The organism is Peribacillus sp. NPDC096379, assembly GCF_044762875.1.
Classification (GTDB): domain Bacteria; phylum Bacillota; class Bacilli; order Bacillales; family DSM-1321; genus Peribacillus.
In genome coordinates this window covers 327174-348986 of sequence record NZ_JBIWFD010000002.1, presented here as the reverse complement: position 1 = coordinate 348986, position 21813 = coordinate 327174, and the positions used below count along the sequence as shown (strand labels likewise).

Genomic DNA, 21813 nt, shown 5'->3' with positions numbered 1-21813 from the left:
TCCGTTATCGTTTAGTGAAATATGATAAGCCCATTAACCGCTCAACTATGAACATAAAGAACGCCGTAATAATCATCAGCATTACTGAAATGGCTGCAATTGTAGGATCAAAGTATGTTTCAACATATGTTAGCATTTGTATTGGAAAGGTGCTGACACCTGGTCCAGTCATGAATACGGAAATATCAACATTATTGAATGATTCTAAAAATGCAATCATAACGGCTGCGATGATTCCTGACTTGATATTAGGCAGAACAACCTGAAAGAATGTTCCAATCTTGCTTGCACCCAAGCTATGTGCTGCTTCTTCAATAGAGAAATCGAAGGTTGACAAACTTGAAGATATTACGCGGATAACAAATGGAAGCATAATAATTGTATGACCGATAAACAAGCCTGTATAAATTGGTAAATGATAGGTTGTAACAATATAACGCAAAAACGTAAAACCTAAAACGATACCTGGAATCAAAATCGGTGAAATAAACACGGCATTCAAGACAGATTTTCCTTTAAAGTCGAATCTGGATAAAGCATAAGCCGCTGGAATTCCTAATATCAATGCCAAAAGATTTCCTGCTAACGAGACAATGATGGATGTCTTGAAAGATGTCAAAAACATGTTTACTTTAAAAATATTTTCATACCATTTAAACGAAAACGTCTCAATAGGAAATTTCAGAACACTTCCGCCTTCAAAAGATGTAACGGAAATGATGAGCAAAGGCCCTAGTAAAAAAACAAATACAAGGAACGTAAATACAGCCAATCCCCGATTTTTTTGCTTCATATTAACCTTACCCCTTTGGATTTATTTTATATGCAATTTGGTTCATTATTATAGTCACCAGTAACGTGATAACAATCATAATTGTGGCAACGATTGCTGCTGTATGCCAGTCATTTAATGTTGTTGCATTTTGATAGAGAAATGTGGAAATTACCCGTTGTTTCCCTCCCAATAAAGCTGGAGTTGTATAGGCCGTAAAGCTGCCGACAAAAACGAGAATACTTCCGATGACAAGTCCTGGCATGGACAGTGGCAGAACGACTTTGGCAAAAACACCTAGTCTAGATGCGCCTAAGCTTTCTGCTGCCGTTAACAAATCCTCATCCATATTTTCCAAAACACCGATTAACGTAATAATAATTAATGGCAAGAATAAATGAACGAGGCCAATAATGATCGCAGTAGGGGTGTACAAAATATTTAACGGTTCTTCTATAAGTCCTATACTAAGTAAAAGCTTGTTGAGTACACCATTCTTCCCAATAATAATCATCCAGCTGAATGAGCGGACAACTGAGCTAGTAAGAAGTGGGAAGATGGAAAGTAATAATAGGAGTACCTTGGTTCTTGTCCCAACCTTAGAAATATAGTAAGCAACTGGAAAGCCTAATAAAATACAGATAAACGTTGTTACAAGACTAACTCTAAGCGTTGTTAGTAAAATACCGATGAAATACTTATCTTGAAAGTAGTGCAGATAACCTTCAAAGCTAAAGCTGCCTTCATTAAAAAATGTTGATCCAATCGTTAATAAAATCGGAATCACCATAAAGATTGTTAAAAATAATGCTCCTGGCAATAACAACAGGTAAATCGTACGGTTTCTCATTTTATCCTCCCAGTTTGCACACTTTAAGAATTTATGACCTTATGAAATAGTGCAATAAAAGCTTTTTCATCTACATCTAAACAAACATCAAGATTGGCTGTTCTCCCTAAACGATTTTGAAAATCACAAACCGTTTGTCCGTCACATAATTCACTGCTCGTTTCTACATCTACATAATATTTTCTCTTCGTCACAATATTAGCGTTTATTGCAATCGCAACAGCAAGGGGATCATGCATCACCGCACCATGAATCTGATAACGCTCAAAATATCTTTGTCGATAATCCGTCGTACTTTCTTTAATATAAGAAGAAAGTATCGGATTATGAATGGCATCCATATGCTCTTCTGTTAGTAACACTTTTCTAGTCACATCTAAACCGACTAAAGTCAAGGAAGGAAAACCCGCATGAAATACGATCTTTGCCGCTTCCGGATCAGTGAACATATTATACTCAGCAGTTGGTGTGACATTGCCTACGTCTTTCACTACACCACCCATAAAGATTACTTCTTTCACAAACTTCGTAATCTCAGGACACTTCTTTACTGCAAGTGCTAGATTTGTAAGAGGCGCAGTCATAACAAGGGTTACCTCACCTGGAAAACTCAATATCGAATTAATAATGAAATCAGGACCAAATCCTTCATCGGGTTGTTTTTTAGGAACCATATCCTTTAATGCTCCACCGATTCCATCTTCACCATGTATTCGGTGTTCAAAATAAGGGATTCTCACTAATGGAGCAGAAGCCCCCATGATAACGGGGACATCCACTTCTGCTAATTCAACAACCTTACATGTATTAACCGTTGCAGCTTCTAAAGATACATTTCCATTCACAGTCGTAATCCCAAGTACATCCATCTCCTTGCTCTTTAAAGCAAGCAAGATTCCAATAGCATCATCTACTCCTGTATCAACATCAAGAATGACTTTTTTAGTCATAGTAAGCACCTCAAATTCTTATTGAGCTAATTCCTTATTCCAACGATCAATCCATTGTTTTGAGTTTTTATTCACGAATTTCATATCAAGGATATTCAGGCTATTAATAACATCTTCCCCATACGTAAGTCCTTTAGCTTCTTCTTCTGTTAATTGAACTTTCGTATTAACTGGTGAATCTATTTTTGCTTTTGCTGATTTTTCTTGAACTTCTTTACTTAAAAGATAATTAATAAATTCTTCTGCTAGTTCTTTTTGCTCGCTGCCTTTTACAATATTCACTGTATTCATGACCGCATATCCACCTTCTTTAGGTGAAACAAATTTAGCATTTGGAACAGCTTCCTGTAATTGTGTAAAGTACATTTCCATAATTGGTCCAGCTGCGATTTCACCTTGTGCAAACATGTTTACGAATTCAGAAGTTTGCCCATATTCCTTAAGCACATTTGGCATAAGCTCTTTTAATTTCGTAAACGCAGCATTTTCATTAAATTTTGTATTTCCACTTACTTTAGAAGCAGCATCTAAAAACATCGGTCCAGTCGTCGATGTAATTCCAGGGATCGTTATTACTCCACCTAGATCTTTATTCCATAAATCAGCCCATGAAGTAATTGGTTTTTTTACCTCATCAGGATTATATGCAATTCCGAATTGAGCGATTGTATAAGCTGGTCCATATTCTTTACCTAATGGAGCTTTGGCCATCTCATAGATATTCTCAACATTAGGAATAACGCTATGATCAATTTTTTCGAACAAACCATCCTGAATACCTTGCTCAGCATAGTAGTCAGATAAGTAAATGACATCGACATCCGAATTTCCTTGGCGGACTTTGTTTAAACGATCCGCATTATTCCCTGAATCCAAAACAATTTCAACATTATGTTCTTTCTCAAAGGGTTTATACACTTCTTCTCGAAAGAAATCTTCCGAAAATCCCCAAGTAGAAATGACTAATTTTTCTTTTTTCGTCGATGAATCTGATGAAGAACAAGCACTTAATGTCAAAGCTAATGCAGATACCATAGTTAGATTTTTGATAATTTTCTTCATAATTTAAACTCCTATCATTCTGATATTTTTTTAAGCAATAAAAAAGACAATCTCAAATAGAATAAGGTTATTCTACCCAAGATCGTCTTTTCCTTGTAAACAAAGAGATAAATAATCATTTGGTTTATTATTGCGGCGTTTCGTCCAGATAAATCCGGTTGAAAATCCAATATTATCAAATTTCTCGTAAAACAATATTTGTAAAGGACTTTTGGGTGGCTGCATCATAATCTCTTAGAACAGCTTCAATATCCCAATCCGTCCTTTCTTCTAATTTCTGCCTTAATTTCTTCTTATATAGTAGAGATAAATGAAAATCGACTTCTTGCTTTAGGCTAGGTACTTCTCCCTCCAGCACAATCGATCGTGGTGCTCTACGATGCTTAGCCTGCAGTGTAAGTACATTAGCTTCAATTGATACCTTCATGGAAAGCGTACCAATTCCGAATAATTCCTTTGAAACTTCATTATAAGCATGAGAAATTAATTTCTTTGTTTCATTATTATTGCTTGGGAAAATATTTATCACCCCTGCAGTTCTTCGTTATTGATGATTATACATACTATCCAGAACGTTTTCAATATAATGTTCGTATTATTTGTTATTTTTTTTTAATCTATACTATTTTTTTAAAATTATCCAGTCAAATACGAATAAATAGCCATTTTTTTCAAAATTCCGGATTGATAAAACCGTTCATCATCAAATAAATCCATTTTATATATTATTTTAATATATCGTCATTTAATTACTAATTAACTATTTATCACCTTTTTAACTATCCTCCCTTAGCGCTAAGCCCATGAAATAACGCAGTAAAATTTCCTCATTTTTACATTTTATTTAGGGATATTATGTAAATTGGATTATTCTTGTATTATAATAGAAGAAAGGAGGAATTTTAAGGGAAATATAAAAAAAGAACTGTTTCCTTTTCACGCAAGGTAGTTCATTTCAGGCTACAAATAGAAGAGGAGTATGATGGCAAATGCATAAAGAAAATAAAAACCTTGTCATTCTCTCGTCGTCCTTTGTCTTGTTAGTCGTATTGAACTTTCCTTCATCCGCTGTTTACTCTAATGATTTAATGACTGTAGAACCGATCGAATCCGCCTTGGAGCTAGCCAGCCATTCAGACGTCGAACAAGCAAAAGCACTTGTCGCAAAAGCTTTGACTGTGAATGAAAGCGCGATTTTTACACTCAATCATGAACAAGCCCTATTACTTGGCTATACTGAGGATCAAGTCAACCAATTAGCTGAAACATTTGAATCATTTACACCGGAAGAAGTTGCCTATATAAGCGAACAAACGCAAGCTAAACCTATTGACATACCACTCATCCCTATTGACTTGAGTGAGCTGATAGCCATTATGACCGCTTTAGGATTAGCAGGCATTGCCCAACAATTCTTACAAGAATTATACAAAAATGGTCTCACACAAGCATGTAAAAGATTTTCACGACGGAATAAATATATTAAAAATTTTTGCAAAAACAATAAATATCCGACATCTATGTAAAAAAACGCAAGCGCCATAATCAACCTAAAAGCATCTGACTAGATGAGATGGTTGCTTGCGCAAAAATCGAGAGACAAAGTTTTCTCAGCTGCCCAAAAAGAAAGAAGACCATTCTCAGGTCTTCTTTCTCTTTCTTCAGAATTCCTTTACCATCTGTGAGCCTTTGCATTAGTTCTTAAGATAAAGGTGTTTTGTGTCACTTCGGTATGGCCATTAACTTGAGATTTTGAACGCTTAGGTCTTGTCCAATTATGGTGAAACTGTTTCGAATGGGCATCAAGCTGATCTTTATAACTCATTCAAAAATCACCTCATCATTAGTATAGGTTATCCTGAAGCTGTGTGATATTACGAGAATATCTTTTAAAGTATGTGTCACTTCCCATAAAATCATACAAAGTTTTTACCCTTTATTTATCTTTGAATCCTTCTGTCACTTTTGTTTTGACTTCTTCAATGCAGCGCATCTTTGTATCCCAGCATTTTTGACTTAAATCAACTGGATACTTCTCTGGATGGAGGGAACGCTTATACTCAGACCATAATTCATCTAAATTTCGCTCCAGTTTTTTTTGAATATCTGATAGTTCTGGAAGTTCATAAACTACTTCCCCATTCATCATGACTGGAATTTGCAGTTCTCTCGCTTCGAAGCACGTAATAAATTTACTAATGTAGGTGTGAACTGGATCAAACATTTTAAGGCGTTCCTCTGCTCCTGGGTTTTCATCATCCATTGCGATGTATTCCCCTTCTGCTTTCCCATTCATTGTATTGATGATTCGATATACCCTTTTTAAGCCTGGTGTTGTGACTTTCTCAGGGTTTGCAGATATTTTTATTGTATCTATCAACTCTCCTGATTCGTTTTCGATTGCGACAAGTTTATAAACAGCACCTAAAGCTGGTTGTTCGTACGCTGTAATTAATTTAGTTCCTATCCCCCATGTATCAATCCTGGCACCCTGTGCTTTTAAGTTCATGATTGTATATTCGTCTAAATCACTCGAAGCTGTAATTTTCGCCTCAGTGAACCCAGCATCATCCAGCATTCTTCTCGCTTCCTTCGACAAATAAGCAAGATCACCACTATCTAGGCGAATCCCTTTAAAGTTTATTTTGTCTCCAAGTTCCTTAGCTACTCGAATCGCGTTTGGTACACCAGATTTAAGCGTGTCATACGTATCAACAAGAAAAACACAGTCTTTATGGCTCTGTGCATATTTATGAAAGGCGATATATTCATCTTTATAGGCTTGAACCATCGCATGTGCATGAGTGCCAGCTACTGGAATGCCAAATATTTTACCTGCTCTGACATTACTCGTTGCATCAAAACCACCAATAAAGGCTGCACGTGTTCCCCAGATTGCGGCATCCATTTCCTGCGCTCGTCTGGAACCAAATTCTAAAGCCTGTTCATCACCAATCACCTGCTTGATCCTAGATGCTTTTGTCGCAATCAATGTTTGGTAATTCACGATGTTTAGTAATGCGGTTTCCACAAGCTGTGCTTCAGCTAAAGGAGCTTCAATACGAATGAGCGGTTCATTACCGAAAGCTAATTCCCCTTCTTCCATTGATTTTACCGTGCCAGTAAATTTCAAGCTTTCTAAATAGCTGAGAAACGCTTCTGGGTAGTTCATTTCATGACGCAAATACTCAATATCACTCGAAGTAAAGGCAAAGCTTTCTAAATAGCTGAGAGCCTTCTCCAATCCTGCAAAAACAGCATAGCCATTTCCGAAAGGCATTTTTCGAAAAAATAATTCAAACACTGCTTTTCGATTATGAATCTGATCCTGCCAATACGTTTGGATCATATTAATCTGATATAAATCAGTATGTAATGCTAAACCATCATCCTCATAGAGCTTTTTCATCTTATCGACCCTCCAGCTTTTTAGTTTCTTACCACTATTGTTGGCGTCTACTTACATATTCAATACAGGATTATCGATGTCCTTTTAAATATACAGATTATACAGATACTTACTTTCTACAAATTTATGTCAAATATAGAACGTCATCAAAATTGGGAATAATCGAGATTCATCATTTCAATGCTTCATAAATCTTGCCTATAACACTACCATACGTACTAATGCTGAACATGTCCCCATAAAACCAATTTGAATCGACAAGATGATCAATAACAGCCGAATGCTTCTTGTTCGTTAAAAGAGCGATCGCCAAATTATTTTCCCGATCAATGACAGTTATTGTACCTGTCCACCCTGTATGACCAATTACCTTATCACCTGCATACTCGCCAAACATCCAGTTCATGCTTTCATCCCCATTAATCCTCCACCCAAGACCGAATGTCGGATTCAGCTCAGATGGTGTTGTAAATACGTCAATCGTTTCTTTATCGAATAGCTTTGTGTTATCGTATCCCCCATCATTCAGCATTACCTGAAGAAGTACTGCAAGATCGTGCGTATTACTAAACAATCCTGCATGTCCCGAAACCCCATCCATTGAATAGTATGCATTTTCATCATGTACTTCACCTTGCAGAGTATACGTTCTCATATTAGGAAACATTAGATATCCGTCACGGGTATTACCGTTTAGCTCGGTCGCTGCAAAATCTTGTTCTTTGAAGCCCTTTTTTAATGGCGTAAAGACTGTGTGTTTCAATCCAAGCGGCTTATATATTGTGTTTTCGACATACTGGTCTAGTTTTTGACCAGTTACTCTTTCAATAATAAAACCTAGGAGTATATAATCAATATCACTATATATTTGAGTTGTACCGGGGATAGATTGTAATGGCGTTTTAATGATCTTATCCAACATCTCTTTACGGTCTTGTGTGAATAATGCGCCTGCCTGCTCAGGATTATAGTAATGAACACTCGAAGGGAAACCCGCAATATGATGGAGCAGATCGACAATACGCAATGTTTCCTTTGCATTGATCACATCATTCGGCGAATCCTTAAACTCTGGGATATAATGTGAAATAGGATGGTTTAAATTGATTTTACCTTCACTGACTAGTTTTTGAAGAGCATAGTTAACCGCGTACATCTTCGTATTAGAAGCCAAGTCAAACATCGTATCCTTTTTCATCTTTTGTGGCTGCTTTAGAAAGGGGAAGCTATTGTATTTCTTTGCGTATCCATATGACGTGTTTTTCACGACTTTTCCATTTTTAATGATGATAAGCGCTGCTCCAGGGAAGCCATTCCTAATTTCATTCTCGATAAATGAATCAACTTCAGACAATTCTTTCGTAGAAAACCCTACATCCTCAGGTGTTTTTATTGAAGATAGTGTAGGATATTTACTTTTATTCTGACATTGATTATCGTCAGTCTGTTTTCTATAATCGACATTTTCCTGATGAATGGTTGAGGAAAAAGCTGGTGTACTCCTTAACACGAATAGAAGAACCAATAGCACTAGTCCTTTTTTATACATGTTATGTTTCATATTCTTCATCCCCATCTCCACATTCAAAATAACTAATCTACAAATTAACGATCACCGAATGATAATATTAAGTAACATCCTATTCATACCCTTTATCATCATAGCCTGTGTTTTACGTATCATTTTTATTTATCCTTTTTAATAATAAAAAGCGGTTGTCCCAAAAGAGTCTGACCTCACGCTCCATACATCGTTTCTTGTGTCATTTATACGTAGAAACGATGTATTAAGTGTGAGGTTTGATCCTTTCGATTTGGGACAACCGCCGTGATATGATTAATTCTTCAGTAATCGTAAACTATTTAATATAACTAAAATTGTACTTCCTTCATGGCCGATCACGCCAAACGGTAGATCAAGGAACTGCATGAAGTTCGAAGCAATTAAAAGCGTGATAACAGTAATGGAGAAAATCACATTCTGCTTGATGATTCGGTTCATTTTTTTTGATAATTTGACCGCTTCAGCAATCCTCGGAAGATCATTTTTCATCAGAACAACATCAGCTGTTTCTAAAGCAACATCCGTTCCTTCACCCATCGCAATTCCGACTGATGCTGTAGCAAGCGCAGGCGCATCATTAATTCCGTCACCGACCATCGCAACTGTACCAAATTGCTCTTTCAGCCGTTTCACTTCATCTACTTTTGTTTCAGGTAGACACTCAGCGATATAGGCATCCACATGGCTTTCTGAGGCAATCGCATTTGCCGTTTTCTCTCCGTCACCTGTAAGCATAATCGTATGAATACCTTCTTGTTTGAGGGCTTCGATCGCCGCAATCGTTTCTGATCGGACAACATCTTTAAGTGTCATAATCCCGGCAATTCCTTTATCATCTCTAGCAAACACGATTGTTTTTCCTTGTTCAGCAAGTTCTTGTGCAATGCCGTTTTGGAATTGTTCCGCTTCCTCATGACCAACAAATTCCGATCTACCTACTTTCCACTGCACCCCGCCAAAATAAGCTTGCACGCCATATCCAGAGATATCTTCCATGTCCTCTGGCTTTATTAATTCTTTAGAAATCCTGTCTTTTGTAAAGCGAACAATTGCCGACGCTAACGGATGGTTTGAATAATTTTCAATAGAAGCTACATGTTGTAGGAAATCCACTTCTGTCACGTCATCACGAAGTACAATATCTGTTACCTCAGGTTTTCCTTTTGTCAAAGTACCTGTTTTATCAAGAGCAATTGCTTGTAAATTACCTAAATTCTCTAGGTGGACACCGCCTTTAAATAAGATACCATGGCGTGCACCGTTTGAAATAGCTGATAATGTAGCTGGCATAATCGATGCAACCAGTGCACATGGGGATGCGACTACTAATAATATCATCGCTCGATAAAATGTTTCCGTCCAACTCCACCCTAACAGGAAATGGGGCGCAAACATCATCAATGCCACAACGGATAAAACTACTTTCACATAGGTACCTTCGAATCGCTCAATAAATAGCTGTGAAGGTGATTTTTCACTTTGTGCTGATTGTACAAGTGTAATGATTTTTTGAAAAAGAGTTTCACTACTTGGTTTAGTAATTTCAACAGTTATTGTCCCACGAAGATTAACCGTCCCTGCAAAAACCTCATCATGTACTGTTTTACTAACAGGAAAGGATTCACCCGTTATCGCAGCTTCATCTAAATTCGTCTTCCCGTCATTAATTTTCCCATCTGACGGTACTCGTTCACCCGGCTTGATTAAGATTAGATCACCGACACGAAGCTGTGATACAGCGACTTTCATTTCAATTCCATCTGTAATTCTTAGTGCTTCTTCTGGCTGTAAATCCATGAGTGCAGATATTTCTTTATGGCTTTTATTCATCGTATAAGTTTCCAAGGCACCGCTTAGTGCAAAGATAAAAATTAAGATAGCCCCTTCTGTCCAATAGCCAATGATTGCAGAACCAATTGCAGCAAGAATCATTAACATTTCTACATTCAATTCTTTATCGGCAATGGTATCTTCAATGCCTTCTTTTGCCTTCGCATATCCCCCAATAATAAAGGCTGCCAAATAAATTACGATTGAAGTAGTTGATAATCCAATGGAAGAAAGAATCCATCCAAATAATATAAGAACCCCACTAAATAAAGCAGCAATTAATTCGATATGTGGTGTTACTTTGTCAAGCCATGAAGTTTGGTATTGTGCAGGTTTTTGTAAGTGTTTCGTTTCGGCAAGCATCTTTTTTCCTCCTCTTAATTTCGTAATGCCCAATGATACCGATTCTCATTTAGTGGAGATCTAATTGAGAAAGATAATCAGCATCATTTATCATATAATTTATCAGAAACAGTGTATTTGCGTATCTTGTTATGAATATCTTTAGATTTATTTATATAATATCATAGACCTTTAGAAAAATAAACAATAATAATTCTAATTTAAGATAAATTACAAAAAACTTATAACTGTTATTCTTTTCCTTTAAGTAATCCATGTTGTATGATGTAGAAAATAATGTTTTTTCAAATATCGGAGGGATCTATTATCAAAAATCTACTTAATCAATTTATCTCATTAGGTGTAGGGGCAGCCGTTTTTAGTAAAGAACAAATTGAAAGATCAGTTGAGGACCTTGTTAGAAAAGGGGAAATTAGTAAAGGGGAATCAAGAGAACTTATTGAACGCCTAATCGAAAAAGGTTCGAAAATGCGTGAAGAAATGGATTCAATCATCGCTTCAAAAGTTAGTCAAACGCTAGATCAACTTCATCTAGTTTCTAAGGATGAATTGAGAAAATTAGAACGGAGAATTGAAGAATTGGAACGAAGAGAGTGATTGTTTTTAGGAGGGGCCCTTATGCTTGGCAAGAGAATGAAACATGCACATCGATATCAAGAAATTATTAGTGCTTTCCTAAGAAATGGCTTTGGCTATATTGTTAAAGAGCTCGGGTTAACGGAGATGTTGAGCATACCTAGAAAAATGGCCGGCTTGAATAATGATGTATCTAGCCGTACAATCGGCCAGCGAATTCGTACCTTTCTAGAAGATCTTGGTCCTACCTTCATCAAGCTCGGGCAAATTGCCAGCACACGGAGAGATATCATTCCTGAGCATATTATTGTTGAATTAGAAAAGCTTCAGGATCGTGTGCCACCCTTTCCTTTTGAACAAGTACATAGCATCATTGAAAATGAACTTGGCGATCAACTTGACCGACTGTTTGCTGAATTTAATGAAACCCCTTTGGCTACTGCTTCAATTGGACAAGTCCATTGGGCAAGACTTCATACTGGCGAAGAAATTGCGATTAAAGTGCAGCGGCCAAACATACGTCCTATTATTGAGACAGATATCGAAATCCTTGAAGATTTGGCACGTCTGATGGAATCAAGGCTCTCTTGGGCAAAAAGATATCGTCTATATGAAATGATTGAAGAGTTTTCGAAAGCTTTGCAGGCAGAACTTGATTATCATGTTGAAGGAAACAATTCAGAAAAAATAGCTAATCAATTCAATAATCAAGCCAATATTCGCATTCCGGATATTTATTGGGATTTCTCAACAAAAAAAGTCTTAACAATGGAATATATTAAAGGTACAAAAATTAGTCAGCTCAAAGAATTGGATCTTCTCGGATATGATCGCAAAATTATTGCAAAACGTGTCACAAATTCTATGTTGCATCAAATTTTAATAGAAGGCTTTTTTCACGGAGATCCACATCCAGGAAATATGATGGTTTTACCCGATGAAGTAGTCGTATTCATGGATTTTGGGATGGTCGGCCGGCTTACTTCAGACATGAAATATCAGTTGGCATCACTCGTCATTTCTTTAAAACGTGGTGATACCTCAGGAATCATAAAAGCAATTTCAAAAATGGGGATTCTCCCTGATCAGATAAACATGTCGTTACTTCGAGCCGATGTGGATGAACTTAAAGATAAATATTATCACTTGCCGTTAAGCCAAATTAGTCTTGGGGAGGCAGTGAATGATCTGTTTACAGTTTCTTTTTATCATCAAATACAAATTCCAGCTGACATGACTATGCTTGGTAAAGCTCTTTTGACTGTTGAAGGAGTTGTGGCTGATTTGGATCCTGATTTTAATATGGTGCAAGCTGCCGAACCATTCGGACAACGGCTACTATTAGACCGCTACCACCCAAAGAAAATCGTTAAAAACACGTGGAACCAACTGATTGAGTATACAGAGATCATTACTGAACTTCCTAAAAATATAAAAGACTTTTCAGATACATTAAAAAAAGGTAAGTTTCGGTTAGAAATCACCATGCCAGATATTCATTTACTTTTAGAAAAGTTAGACCGAATCAGTAATCGTTTATCTTTTAGTATTGTTCTTCTCGCATTCAGTATTATTATGGTTGGTCTTATTGTCGGTTCATCTATCAGTGGGCAATCTACGTTATTGTGGAGACTACCAGCGATCGAAATTGGTTTTGGCATTGCACTTCTTATGCTCATTTGGTTACTTTATTCCATCTTTAAATCAGGTAAATTTTGATTAATTCAAGAAATGTATCTATCTTTTAATGAAGGTGGCGGTGCGGAGCTGATTTTGCGAAGCCCCGCCCCTTTTCCACTAAAAGGCTCATTTTCCATAAGAAAAAGCTTAAGGGAATCCCTTAAGCTTTTTCTTATTCTTTTACATAGGCGATAATGCCTTCATTATCATCTAGTACAAGTTCAATACCTGCATATGGATCACGATTAAGCATATGGTCAAGCCAAAGTCTTAGTGCTTCAATAATATTTAACATAATTAAGATTTGCTGCCTACCATTGACATAAACTTCTGCAGAGAATCCGTAATCATCGTCATACATTAATTCCACTTCGACTTCTTTTGGTGTAACTTGTTTCTTATCAGCGATATATATGCAAATGGCATTAATGATATCTTGTTCAGAAATTTTTAACCTCTCCATGGATTAGGATCATCTTTCTTCTTATTTTTAAAGAAAGTATAGATGCGTCGGATAATTGAGATGAGAATGATAATAGCAATCAAATTCACCATAAATCCTAAAATCGCTCCAAGCCCACCCATGTTAGCAAATAAGCTACCAAATAAGAGACCGGCAATACCACCATAAAGAATTCCTTTCATTAATCCCCCTTTAGTTATAGGATTACTCTTTGCTTTTGTATTTGATTTAGTTGTAGCGTCAGACTTCTTGTTGCTCTGGATATTAGAATTATTGTTGGTTGTACTCCGATTCGTATCGAACGATCTTTTTCCTGATTTATATGACTTAGCGCTTACTGTGTCTTCTTGTCCAAGAAGAAAATGACCTCCGACCGGAGAAAAGATCAGTGTAAGTGTCAAAAATGCAGTCATTGCTTTCTTTAGCATATATGGTCCTCCATTCAAAATTGTTGTGAAGAAGTTTTACTTCTCACTTTTATCCCGGTTTAACAGGCTGTAAATCCCCGATTGGTGAGATACAGTGAAACTTACCGATGCGCAGAGGTTTAGTTGAGGCCCACAGGATGTGGGTCACACAGACGTTGCCCCCGGACGCGGCATACTTAGTCTGTGATTCATTAAACCTTAGTTCGTAGTGTCGCTTTATCGAAGATCTAGCGACACTAGAACGGGGCTAACCATCAATGGGGGATGAAAAAGCCCACTGATGGAAGTTTCACTGTATATACATTACTATATACGGCTAAAAAAATAAAAGGTTTCATTTTATTGAAATAGTGATTCAAAATTTTTAAATGGAATATTACTAGTTTCATGTTTAGCTTTCTAGTAGTGAGGATAAATTAATAGGAGACAGGATCCCTGTCTCCTAATCACTTATTCTATTAAAAACGATGAACTCGTCCATTGAAGTGTTGTGCCCAATAGCCGCTTGACATATTTGCAATCGCAACGCCAGTTGAACTTTGAGAACCGATAAATTTACCGCCACCAACATAAATTCCGACATGTCCATTTTTCTTATAAGTATCAAAGAATACCATATCACCAGGTTGCATATCACTTGCAGATACTTTAGTTCCATAATTCAACAATGTATCAGTGTTACCAACCGAACCAAGATTTATTCCAGCCTGAGCATATGCCCAGTAAACAAATGCAGAGCAGTCAAATCTTCCATTGTTAATATCCGATTGCGATCTACCACCACCAAATACATAAACGGAATTACCGATATATTTATTACCAGCAGTAATTGCCGCGCTAAGGTTACGGCTTGGTGGAATGCTCACACTTGTGTTTGTATCATCATTATTGTCATAGTTTTTACTTGAATTATTTGTAGTTGAACTATTTGTAGTTGAATTATTTTTACTTGAACTATTTGTAGTTGAACTATTTGATGATGATTTTGTTACAGACGGCTCTGAGCTAGATTTTTTCTTAGTTGATTCTTTCGGTGCATTTTTAGCTGCTTCACGAGCTGCTTTTTCTGCTAATTCTTCAGCACGTTTTTTCGCTGCTGCAATTTCCGCTTGACGATTTAGTTCTGCAGTAATATCCCCTTGGATTTTTACAACTTGTGCCGCTAAGTTTGCATCACGTTTTTTCAAGTCAGCAACTAGAGTAGCTGTTTCTGTTTCTTTTCCTTTCAAACTTGCACTAAGTTGTAAGCTCTGAGATTTTTGCTCTTCAATTTGAGCACGCATGCCTTCAAGCTCTATTTTCATAGAAGTAAGGTCTGCTAGTTTTGTTTCAACGGCCGTTTGCTTTTCTTCCAACTCTTTCTTATCTGCTTCGTGTTGCGTTAAAATATCTTGGTCAGCTTCTACCATAGTCGCAACTGCACCAACACGATCGATGAAGTTACCAAAGCTCGTAGCTCCGAGCAATACTTCAATATAACTCACATTACCGCCGCTCTCTTGATAAGAAACTGCACGTTCTTTCAAAACCTCATTACGCTGTTCAATGCGTTTTTGAAGGGCTACAATATCTTCTTTAAGCTTCTTGATTTCTGCATTTGTTTCGTCAATTTGCACCTTTGTTTCATCAATTTTCGCATTATTGTCTTTAATCGCTTGTTCGATTCGTAGAATTTGCTCTGTTAATGTAGCTTGTTCGATTTGAAGTGCTTTAATCTTTGCAAGTGCGGCATTTATTTCAGATTGAACTCCACTTCTTTGCCCTTGAATGGTTTGTTGTTGGTTTTGCAAGTCGCTAATGGATTCTGCATGAACAGCTGGAACGGCAACGATACTTCCCAAACTAAGCATAGCAGTAGTACTTAACACAAGTAATTTCTTTCTCAAAATCATGTTTCCCTGCTTTCTTCTCTAGCCAAATTCGCCAATTAATCTATCTCCCTATCATAATCGTGAATATATATGGAACTAGAAATCTATGTATTATTTTTCGTTAATGGTTATTTATATATAAGCTAAATAATATGTATTATTTTTCGTTAATGGTTATTTATATATAAGCTAAATAAGTTGTTTCGATTTTTATCCTATAGAGAGTATAGCATCATAATTGGTCAGTATGGTAATAAACTCATTACAGTTATATTTCAATTGTTACAAAAAACAACTTTTTTTGCGCTTTTTCGAAAAAATTGGTGGATTATAGAAAGATTTTCCTTTGTTTGTTAATGATAGGACGTTTCAACTAAATTGTGAAAAAATTTTGCAATTCTTCTTAAGACTGAATAACAATCTATTTACCTAGGTCTATTTACTTCTATTTATAAGAGTTTTGGAGAATCAAGACGGAGGAGTTCTTTTTATTATATGGATGAACTACCTAAAAAAAAGCCAGTACCCTTTTTTAGGGACACTAGCTTCCACTTCATGTTAATGATGATGTGCATGGTCTTTTGAAGGATTCGTAATTTCAAAACCTTCTTGCGGTACATAGAAGTATTTAATCCATACCCCGTCTAAGAATACTTCACGAGCATCCAGTAATATATCTATTTCTTTGTCCGTTTTTACAATTTCATCATGTTCTGTTTGGGTATCAAGGGTAATATCATAATGAGCATGGTTGCCGTGCATATGTGTAATGATAACACGAATCATTTTTCCTTCAGCTTCTTCTTTGCTTAACATTTTTTTTAAAACTTTTGCAGCATTTCTGTTAATTTTTACATTCATTATATAATCCTCCTGTTTGAACACGCACTTATAGATTATTGTAAATAGGGATTTGAAGTCTCTTAATTAGTTCACCTGGTTATCATTTGGAAATTTCACACCAATTTGTTTACGTGCTTCATCCATGATCTCCATAACATGTAATGAAGTGTCCCATGAATTCAGACTTGATTCGGTTTTCCTAGATTGAATCAACTGAATAAATTCAGCCACTTCGTAGTACATCGGCTCCATTTCTTGTTGGATACTGACATCTTCGATTGAACCGTCTCGATAACGAATTTCAATCTTCTCAGGGCTCGAGATATGATGGATAACCATCGTAGCATCTTCCCCATGAATTTCTGAAGGAAGAGTTGAATCGGTAATTTTCGAATACATAACGGTTGCCTGCATCTCATCATAATCTAGTACAATGCTACCTTGTGCATCAGCCCCAGTGTCTAGTAAATATCCTGAAGCTTTAACTGTATTCGGTTTTCCAAATAACGCGACAAGCGGATAGATTGTATATACACCTAGATCCATCAAGGCTCCTGTTGCATATTCAGGGTTAAATGCATTTAAGACTGTTCCTTTTTTATAGGCATCATACCGCGATGAATACTGGCAATAATTCGCAAAATACGTGCGGATATTTCCAAGTTTAACTAAATGATCTTGAATCACTTGGTAGTTAGGCATAACGGTTGACTTCATTGCTTCCATTAATACGACATGATTAGATTTAGCCGCTTCCATCATCGCTTTTACTTCCTTAGCATTCGCTGCAAGTGGTTTTTCACATAGGACATGCTTGCCATGCTTCATAAATAGGATTGCCTGCTCGGCGTGGTATGAGTTGGGGCTGGCGATATACACCGCATCAATTTCCTCACTTGCTGCCATTTCGTTTAAATCTGTAAACGTTAACTCTACCTCATATTTAGCGGCAAATTCACGTGCACGATCTTCCGTACGTGAAAATACGGCCTTTAGGCTGAAATCTTTATGATTACCTGCTGCTCCTAATAATCGTTCTGTAATCCAGTTTGTTCCTACAATACCGAATCTAATCATATTCGCACTCCTTTAATTTTGAATTTATAAATGCATCATAACTACTTTATAGTACCCTCAAACCTTCAATGACGCTATTTATTAAGATACGTCAGATGAAAATTTTTTTATCTAAAGCACTTGAATTAACGTTTATCAATGAGATGGTTTCGCCTTCAGAGAAATGGGGAAAATATAACTAGTAACTAATTCAAAATATTCATGAATAAAAATTCTTAAATTATCTACTATAATTTTTGAAAATAAAAAGGAGTTGAGTAGTAGTGGAAAAGTTCATGAAGAATCAAGTGGCCGTTATTACAGGCGGGAGCTCTGGGATCGGAAGAGGGGCAGCCTTAAAACTAGCAGAACAAGGCGCAAAGATTGCACTGATTGATCGAACCTACGAAAATGCTCTCAAAGTAAAAAAAGAAATCGAAGCAATAGGAAATGAAGTCATCATTGTCAAAACAGATGTATCACAACCTAAACAAGTCGAGAATGCTTTCAAAGAGGTAATGGAAAAATGGGATAAAATTAATATTGTGTTTGCGAATGCAGGTATTAATGGTGTGAAGGCACCAATTGAAAATATTACACCTGAAGATTGGGATGACACAATTCATACGAATTTGCGGGGAACCTTCTTAACCGTGAAATATGCGATTCCTTATCTTAAAGAAAATGGCGGTAGCATTATCATAACAAGCTCTATTAACGGGAATCGGACATTCAAAAACTTCGGCTTCGCAGCATATAGCACAACAAAAGCCGGACAAGTGGCGTTCGGAAAAATGGCGGCACTAGAGCTTGCACAATATAAAATCCGGGTTAACATGATCTGCCCTGGTGCCATTAACACGAACATCGATGACAATACATACCCTGATGAGGAAAACTTGAAGAAAATCATAATTCCTATTGAATATCCAGAAGGAGCACAACCATTAGAACAAAAATCAGGGACTGTAGAACAAGTTGGCAAACTCGTTCTTTTTTTGGCATCCGACCTATCTTCACATATTACCGGAACAGAAATTTATATTGACGGTGCAGAATCATTATTATAATCGCCGTAATAATGACAAATCCTTGAAGACTTTTACGATATTTTTTGTTTCCAATCAAGCCTGTTTTTAAAAAGGAAGATCTTTAACAGGCTTAGGTTCTTTTATTTTGAAAATAAACCCTTAATCCCAAATAATACATTCTGCGGTCTTTCAGCCATTCTCCGCATAAAGTATGCAAACCAATCATCGCCAAATGGAATATAAATACGCATCGTATAGCCTTCCTGCGCCAAACTCACTTGCATATCTTGTCTAAATCCAAAAAGCATTTGAAATTCAAATTGATCTTTCGGTATGTTATTTTCTTTGGCAAATTGTTTTACTTTTTCGATAATCTCATGATCATGTGAAGCAATTGCCGTATAACTTCCGCTTAGTAAATGGGTTTTAATGATCTTCAAATAATTATCATCTACATCTTTCTTAGTCTGGTAAGCTACCTCAGGAGATTCTTTGTAGGCTCCTTTTACTAACCGAAGACGGGCGCCTTCTAAATCCAATACATCCTGATTCGCACGAAATAAATAAGCTTGGATAACAGTTCCAACATTATCGTATAGTTCACGGAGTTCCTTAAAAATATCCAGTGTGATTTGGCAATGCGCGTAATCCTCCATGTCTATTCGAACAAAATTATTAGTTTGCTTTGCAGTTTCCAAAATTCGTTTCATATTTTGAATGCAAAAATCCCGATCAATATCCAAGCCTAGCTGTGTCATCTTAACGGATAAATGGCTGCTCACTCCAGTTCGTGCGATAGATTCCAATGTTTTTACATTATACTCTGTGGCTTCAATGGCCTCTTCTTTACTTGAAACGAATTCACCTAAATGATCAAGTGTGCATACTAAACCTTTTTCATTAAGTTCTTGAGCTGTTCTCATGGCGCTCTCAATTGTCACACCTGCAACTACTTGTGATGCACCGAACCTGAGCCCCCATTTCTTCGCCGCCTTGTTTAATAGTATATTTCGAGAAACCCTTAAGAAGAAATTTTTCGAAAGGTTAGCCAGCATATTGATTCCCCCTGAATCATTATGGGTGATAGAGGTACTAATGGGTAGTAAGTAGTGGAGATTACCACCCATCTGATTCATCTATTATTTCATAAAGTTTCGCTCGTTGTTTTTGCTTGCATATGCAAAATCAAATAATCCGGACCACCGGCTTTTGAATCCGTTCCTGACATGTTGAAGCCGCCAAATGGCTGGTAGCCAACAATAGCTCCTGTACAAACTCTGTTAAAATATAAATTTCCGACGTGAAATTCTTTTTTTGCTCTTTGGATATGATGACGATTATTAGAGATTAATGCACCAGTTAAGCCATAATCTGTGTTATTAGCAATCTCCATCATATGATCGAAATCACGCGCTTTGCAAAAGCCGACAACAGGTCCGAAGATTTCTTCCTGCATTAAACGAGATTTTTCATCTAAATCAGCAATAATCGTCGGTTGAATGAAGTATCCCTTAGAACTGTCTCCTACACCGCCAATCCTTAACTTCCCTTCGTGCTTTCCAATTTCAATATAATTCATAATTTTATTATAGGAAGCCTGATCAATGACTGGCCCCATATAATGGCTCAATTTTACTGGATTGCCTACTGTTAATTCTTTCGTTAATGCCACTGCTTTTTCTAATACTTCATCATATACATCTTGATGAACAACTGCGCGAGAACCAGCAGAGCACTTTTGGCCTGAGTACCCGAATGCAGATTTGACAACGGAAGCAGCGGCAAGATCTAAGTCTGCATCACAATCTACAACTACCGTGTCTTTCCCCCCCATTTCTGCGATTACACGTTTCAACCAAATTTGTCCCGGTTGAACCTTAGCGGCACGCTCATAAATCCGGCAGCCTACTTCACGTGAACCAGTAAAGCTTATAAAGCGCGTTTTTGGATGATCAACTAAATAATCTCCAATTTCACTACCGCTTCCCGGAATATAGTTGATAACACCAGCAGGCAAACCTGCTTCTTCTAATACTTCCACGAATTTCGCAGCAATAACTGGTGTAGTATTTGCTGGCTTTAATAAAATGGTATTTCCTGCGACAATTGCAGCTGCTGCGGTTCCAGCCATAATGGCTAATGGAAAGTTAAATGGTGAAATAATCACACCGACCCCTAATGGAATATACGTGTACTGATTAATTTCTCCTGTGCGACTTTGGACTTCTTTGCCACTGCTAAGCTCAATCATTTTCCGTGCATAATATTCGAGAAAATCAATCGCTTCTGCTGTATCGGCATCCGCCTCATTCCAAGGTTTACCGGCCTCTTTTACAAGATAGCTAGAAAATTCATGCTTGCGGCGGCGGATAATCGCTGCTGCACGGAATAATACGGTAGCACGTTCTTTGGGATCCTGATTGCTCCATGATTTAAAAGAGGAAAGCGCCTTCTGCATGGCTTTTTCCGCGAACTCTTGATTGGCTTTTGAAACACTACCAATTACTTCTTCTTTAACAGCCGGATTATAGGATATAATTTGCTCTTCTGTCTTAAATCGTTCTCCGCCAATAATCACCGGATATTCTTTCCCTAGTTCTGATTGGACAAATGCTAATGCTTTTTCAAAGTCTTGTTTATTTTTTTCAATTGAGAAATCAGTGAATGGTTCATGCTTATATATGGTTGTCATGGTTAATTCCCTCCATAATGTACTCAATCTTCCATATTCTATATACTTGCAAGTTCCGTGCTAACTTCGTCATATCAAGAAAATCAGCTCTATTCTTTCTTTTAATTACAAGCCCTTACTCTATATATGTACGAGGTGATAGCTACAAAAATGAATACAATATGTATATGATCCAAACATCGTTCATACAAACATGCATGCACACTCGAATAACTTGTTGCCGTTTTAAAAACTTTTATGGAATACGATCAAAGTCTAGTTTAGTGAGAGAAGAAATGTAAAAGGATTTCAGACAGAAAGTTCTTACTTCAAATCAATGCACTTACACCAAAATTCCAAAACATCCATCGGCTCTTCTCACATATGTGCATGA

The 21813-nt window shown here is 36.9% G+C and carries 20 protein-coding genes; 4 read left to right on the top strand and 16 right to left on the bottom strand.

From position 1 onward, the window contains the following. Positions 1 to 4 precede the first annotated feature (4 nt). From ACIQZI_RS10740 to ACIQZI_RS10720, 5 genes are all read right to left on the bottom strand, one after another. On the bottom strand, positions 5 to 793 hold the full coding sequence (locus ACIQZI_RS10740) for an ABC transporter permease (RefSeq protein WP_062181914.1): 789 nt from the start codon (positions 791 to 793) through the stop codon (positions 5 to 7). A 7-nt stretch (positions 794 to 800) separates the two neighbouring features. Beyond that, positions 801 to 1622: an ABC transporter permease gene (locus ACIQZI_RS10735; protein WP_062181917.1), complete on the bottom strand. Its 822-nt coding sequence runs from the start codon at positions 1620 to 1622 to the stop codon at positions 801 to 803. A gap of 23 nt (positions 1623 to 1645) precedes the next feature. After that, positions 1646 to 2572 carry a nucleoside hydrolase gene (locus ACIQZI_RS10730; RefSeq protein ID WP_403072930.1) on the bottom strand — a complete coding sequence of 309 codons (927 nt, stop codon included), beginning with the start codon at positions 2570 to 2572 and terminating at the stop codon, positions 1646 to 1648. Positions 2573 to 2590: 18 nt separating this feature from the next. Continuing rightward, positions 2591 to 3634: an ABC transporter substrate-binding protein gene (locus tag ACIQZI_RS10725; protein WP_403072927.1), complete on the bottom strand. Its 1044-nt coding sequence runs from the start codon at positions 3632 to 3634 to the stop codon at positions 2591 to 2593. Between the two features lie 175 nt (positions 3635 to 3809). Beyond that, entirely contained in the window at positions 3810 to 4163 is a 354-nt protein-coding gene (locus ACIQZI_RS10720; RefSeq protein WP_082675056.1) for a DUF2294 domain-containing protein, read from the bottom strand. A 460-nt stretch (positions 4164 to 4623) separates the two neighbouring features. On the opposite strand from ACIQZI_RS10720, the gene ACIQZI_RS10715 reads away from it, so the two are divergent. Beyond that, positions 4624 to 5160 (top strand): hypothetical protein, encoded by a 537-nt coding sequence (locus tag ACIQZI_RS10715; protein ID WP_403072923.1) that lies wholly within the window; start codon positions 4624 to 4626, stop codon positions 5158 to 5160. A 146-nt stretch (positions 5161 to 5306) separates the two neighbouring features. Here ACIQZI_RS10715 and ACIQZI_RS10710 read toward each other — a convergent pair whose 3' ends face one another. The 4 genes from ACIQZI_RS10710 to ACIQZI_RS10695 all read right to left on the bottom strand — a co-directional run bounded on the left by ACIQZI_RS10710 (position 5307) and on the right by ACIQZI_RS10695 (position 10800). Then, complete coding sequence (locus tag ACIQZI_RS10710) at positions 5307 to 5459, bottom strand: YpzG family protein (protein WP_082675057.1); 153 nt, start codon at positions 5457 to 5459, stop codon at positions 5307 to 5309. 111 nt (positions 5460 to 5570) lie between these two features. After that, on the bottom strand, positions 5571 to 7043 hold the full coding sequence (locus ACIQZI_RS10705; protein WP_403072919.1) for a nicotinate phosphoribosyltransferase: 1473 nt from the start codon (positions 7041 to 7043) through the stop codon (positions 5571 to 5573). A gap of 172 nt (positions 7044 to 7215) precedes the next feature. Then, positions 7216 to 8604, bottom strand: a complete 1389-nt coding sequence (gene pbp4b, locus ACIQZI_RS10700) for a penicillin binding protein PBP4B (RefSeq protein ID WP_403072916.1) — start codon at positions 8602 to 8604, stop codon at positions 7216 to 7218. Between the two features lie 276 nt (positions 8605 to 8880). Continuing rightward, complete coding sequence (locus ACIQZI_RS10695) at positions 8881 to 10800, bottom strand: heavy metal translocating P-type ATPase (RefSeq protein WP_062181932.1); 1920 nt, start codon at positions 10798 to 10800, stop codon at positions 8881 to 8883. 276 nt (positions 10801 to 11076) lie between these two features. On the opposite strand from ACIQZI_RS10695, the gene ACIQZI_RS10690 reads away from it, so the two are divergent. Further along, the gene (locus ACIQZI_RS10690) at positions 11077 to 11397 is read left to right on the top strand and encodes a phasin family protein (protein ID WP_403072911.1); all 321 of its coding nucleotides are present in this window, start codon (positions 11077 to 11079) and stop codon (positions 11395 to 11397) included. Positions 11398 to 11418: 21 nt separating this feature from the next. Continuing rightward, a complete protein-coding gene (locus ACIQZI_RS10685) occupies positions 11419 to 13095 on the top strand; it encodes an ABC1 kinase family protein (protein ID WP_403072908.1) in 1677 nt (558 codons plus the stop codon). 133 nt (positions 13096 to 13228) lie between these two features. Here ACIQZI_RS10685 and ACIQZI_RS10680 read toward each other — a convergent pair whose 3' ends face one another. The 5 genes from ACIQZI_RS10680 to ACIQZI_RS10660 all read right to left on the bottom strand — a co-directional run bounded on the left by ACIQZI_RS10680 (position 13229) and on the right by ACIQZI_RS10660 (position 17738). Continuing rightward, positions 13229 to 13519: a YxcD family protein gene (locus ACIQZI_RS10680; protein WP_062181941.1), complete on the bottom strand. Its 291-nt coding sequence runs from the start codon at positions 13517 to 13519 to the stop codon at positions 13229 to 13231. Continuing rightward, positions 13507 to 13947 carry a hypothetical protein gene (locus ACIQZI_RS10675; protein WP_403072905.1) on the bottom strand — a complete coding sequence of 147 codons (441 nt, stop codon included), beginning with the start codon at positions 13945 to 13947 and terminating at the stop codon, positions 13507 to 13509. Before ACIQZI_RS10675 ends, ACIQZI_RS10680 begins: the two co-directional genes overlap by 13 nt. Positions 13948 to 14405: 458 nt before the next feature. Beyond that, complete coding sequence (locus tag ACIQZI_RS10670) at positions 14406 to 15833, bottom strand: C40 family peptidase (RefSeq protein WP_483878415.1); 1428 nt, start codon at positions 15831 to 15833, stop codon at positions 14406 to 14408. 543 nt (positions 15834 to 16376) lie between these two features. Beyond that, the gene (locus tag ACIQZI_RS10665) at positions 16377 to 16679 is read right to left on the bottom strand and encodes an iron-sulfur cluster assembly accessory protein (RefSeq protein ID WP_403072899.1); all 303 of its coding nucleotides are present in this window, start codon (positions 16677 to 16679) and stop codon (positions 16377 to 16379) included. Between the two features lie 66 nt (positions 16680 to 16745). Next, complete coding sequence (locus ACIQZI_RS10660) at positions 16746 to 17738, bottom strand: Gfo/Idh/MocA family protein (RefSeq protein WP_403072896.1); 993 nt, start codon at positions 17736 to 17738, stop codon at positions 16746 to 16748. A gap of 263 nt (positions 17739 to 18001) precedes the next feature. Here ACIQZI_RS10660 and ACIQZI_RS10655 point away from each other — a divergent pair, with 263 nt between their 5' ends. After that, positions 18002 to 18787 (top strand): SDR family oxidoreductase, encoded by a 786-nt coding sequence (locus ACIQZI_RS10655; protein WP_403072893.1) that lies wholly within the window; start codon positions 18002 to 18004, stop codon positions 18785 to 18787. 101 nt (positions 18788 to 18888) lie between these two features. On the opposite strand, the gene ACIQZI_RS10650 is transcribed toward ACIQZI_RS10655, so the two are convergent. Next, positions 18889 to 19803 carry a proline dehydrogenase family protein gene (locus ACIQZI_RS10650; RefSeq protein ID WP_403072890.1) on the bottom strand — a complete coding sequence of 305 codons (915 nt, stop codon included), beginning with the start codon at positions 19801 to 19803 and terminating at the stop codon, positions 18889 to 18891. A gap of 89 nt (positions 19804 to 19892) precedes the next feature. Next, positions 19893 to 21440, bottom strand: a complete 1548-nt coding sequence (gene pruA / locus ACIQZI_RS10645; protein WP_403072887.1) for an L-glutamate gamma-semialdehyde dehydrogenase — start codon at positions 21438 to 21440, stop codon at positions 19893 to 19895. Between the last annotated feature and the right edge of the window lie 373 nt (positions 21441 to 21813).

Bases quoted from the DNA above. Each gene is read 5' to 3' on its own strand.
- ACIQZI_RS10665 (WP_403072899.1), bottom strand. From the start codon at position 16,679: ATGAATGTAAAAATTAACAGAAATGCTGCAAAAGTTTTAAAAAAAATG.
- ACIQZI_RS10685 (WP_403072908.1), top strand. From the start codon at position 11,419: ATGCTTGGCAAGAGAATGAAACATGCACATCGATATCAAGAAATTATT.
- ACIQZI_RS10710 (WP_082675057.1), bottom strand. From the start codon at position 5,459: ATGAGTTATAAAGATCAGCTTGATGCCCATTCGAAACAGTTTCACCAT.
- ACIQZI_RS10740 (WP_062181914.1), bottom strand. From the start codon at position 793: ATGAAGCAAAAAAATCGGGGATTGGCTGTATTTACGTTCCTTGTATTT.
- ACIQZI_RS10680 (WP_062181941.1), bottom strand. From the start codon at position 13,519: ATGGAGAGGTTAAAAATTTCTGAACAAGATATCATTAATGCCATTTGC.
- pruA (WP_403072887.1), bottom strand. From the start codon at position 21,440: ATGACAACCATATATAAGCATGAACCATTCACTGATTTCTCAATTGAA.
- ACIQZI_RS10730 (WP_403072930.1), bottom strand. From the start codon at position 2,572: ATGACTAAAAAAGTCATTCTTGATGTTGATACAGGAGTAGATGATGCT.
- ACIQZI_RS10690 (WP_403072911.1), top strand. From the start codon at position 11,077: ATGTTTTTTCAAATATCGGAGGGATCTATTATCAAAAATCTACTTAAT.
- ACIQZI_RS10695 (WP_062181932.1), bottom strand. From the start codon at position 10,800: ATGCTTGCCGAAACGAAACACTTACAAAAACCTGCACAATACCAAACT.
- ACIQZI_RS10675 (WP_403072905.1), bottom strand. From the start codon at position 13,947: ATGCTAAAGAAAGCAATGACTGCATTTTTGACACTTACACTGATCTTT.
- ACIQZI_RS10660 (WP_403072896.1), bottom strand. From the start codon at position 17,738: ATGATTAGATTCGGTATTGTAGGAACAAACTGGATTACAGAACGATTA.
- ACIQZI_RS10735 (WP_062181917.1), bottom strand. From the start codon at position 1,622: ATGAGAAACCGTACGATTTACCTGTTGTTATTGCCAGGAGCATTATTT.
- ACIQZI_RS10650 (WP_403072890.1), bottom strand. From the start codon at position 19,803: ATGCTGGCTAACCTTTCGAAAAATTTCTTCTTAAGGGTTTCTCGAAAT.
- ACIQZI_RS10725 (WP_403072927.1), bottom strand. From the start codon at position 3,634: ATGAAGAAAATTATCAAAAATCTAACTATGGTATCTGCATTAGCTTTG.
- ACIQZI_RS10705 (WP_403072919.1), bottom strand. From the start codon at position 7,043: ATGAAAAAGCTCTATGAGGATGATGGTTTAGCATTACATACTGATTTA.
- pbp4b (WP_403072916.1), bottom strand. From the start codon at position 8,604: ATGAAACATAACATGTATAAAAAAGGACTAGTGCTATTGGTTCTTCTA.
- ACIQZI_RS10715 (WP_403072923.1), top strand. From the start codon at position 4,624: ATGCATAAAGAAAATAAAAACCTTGTCATTCTCTCGTCGTCCTTTGTC.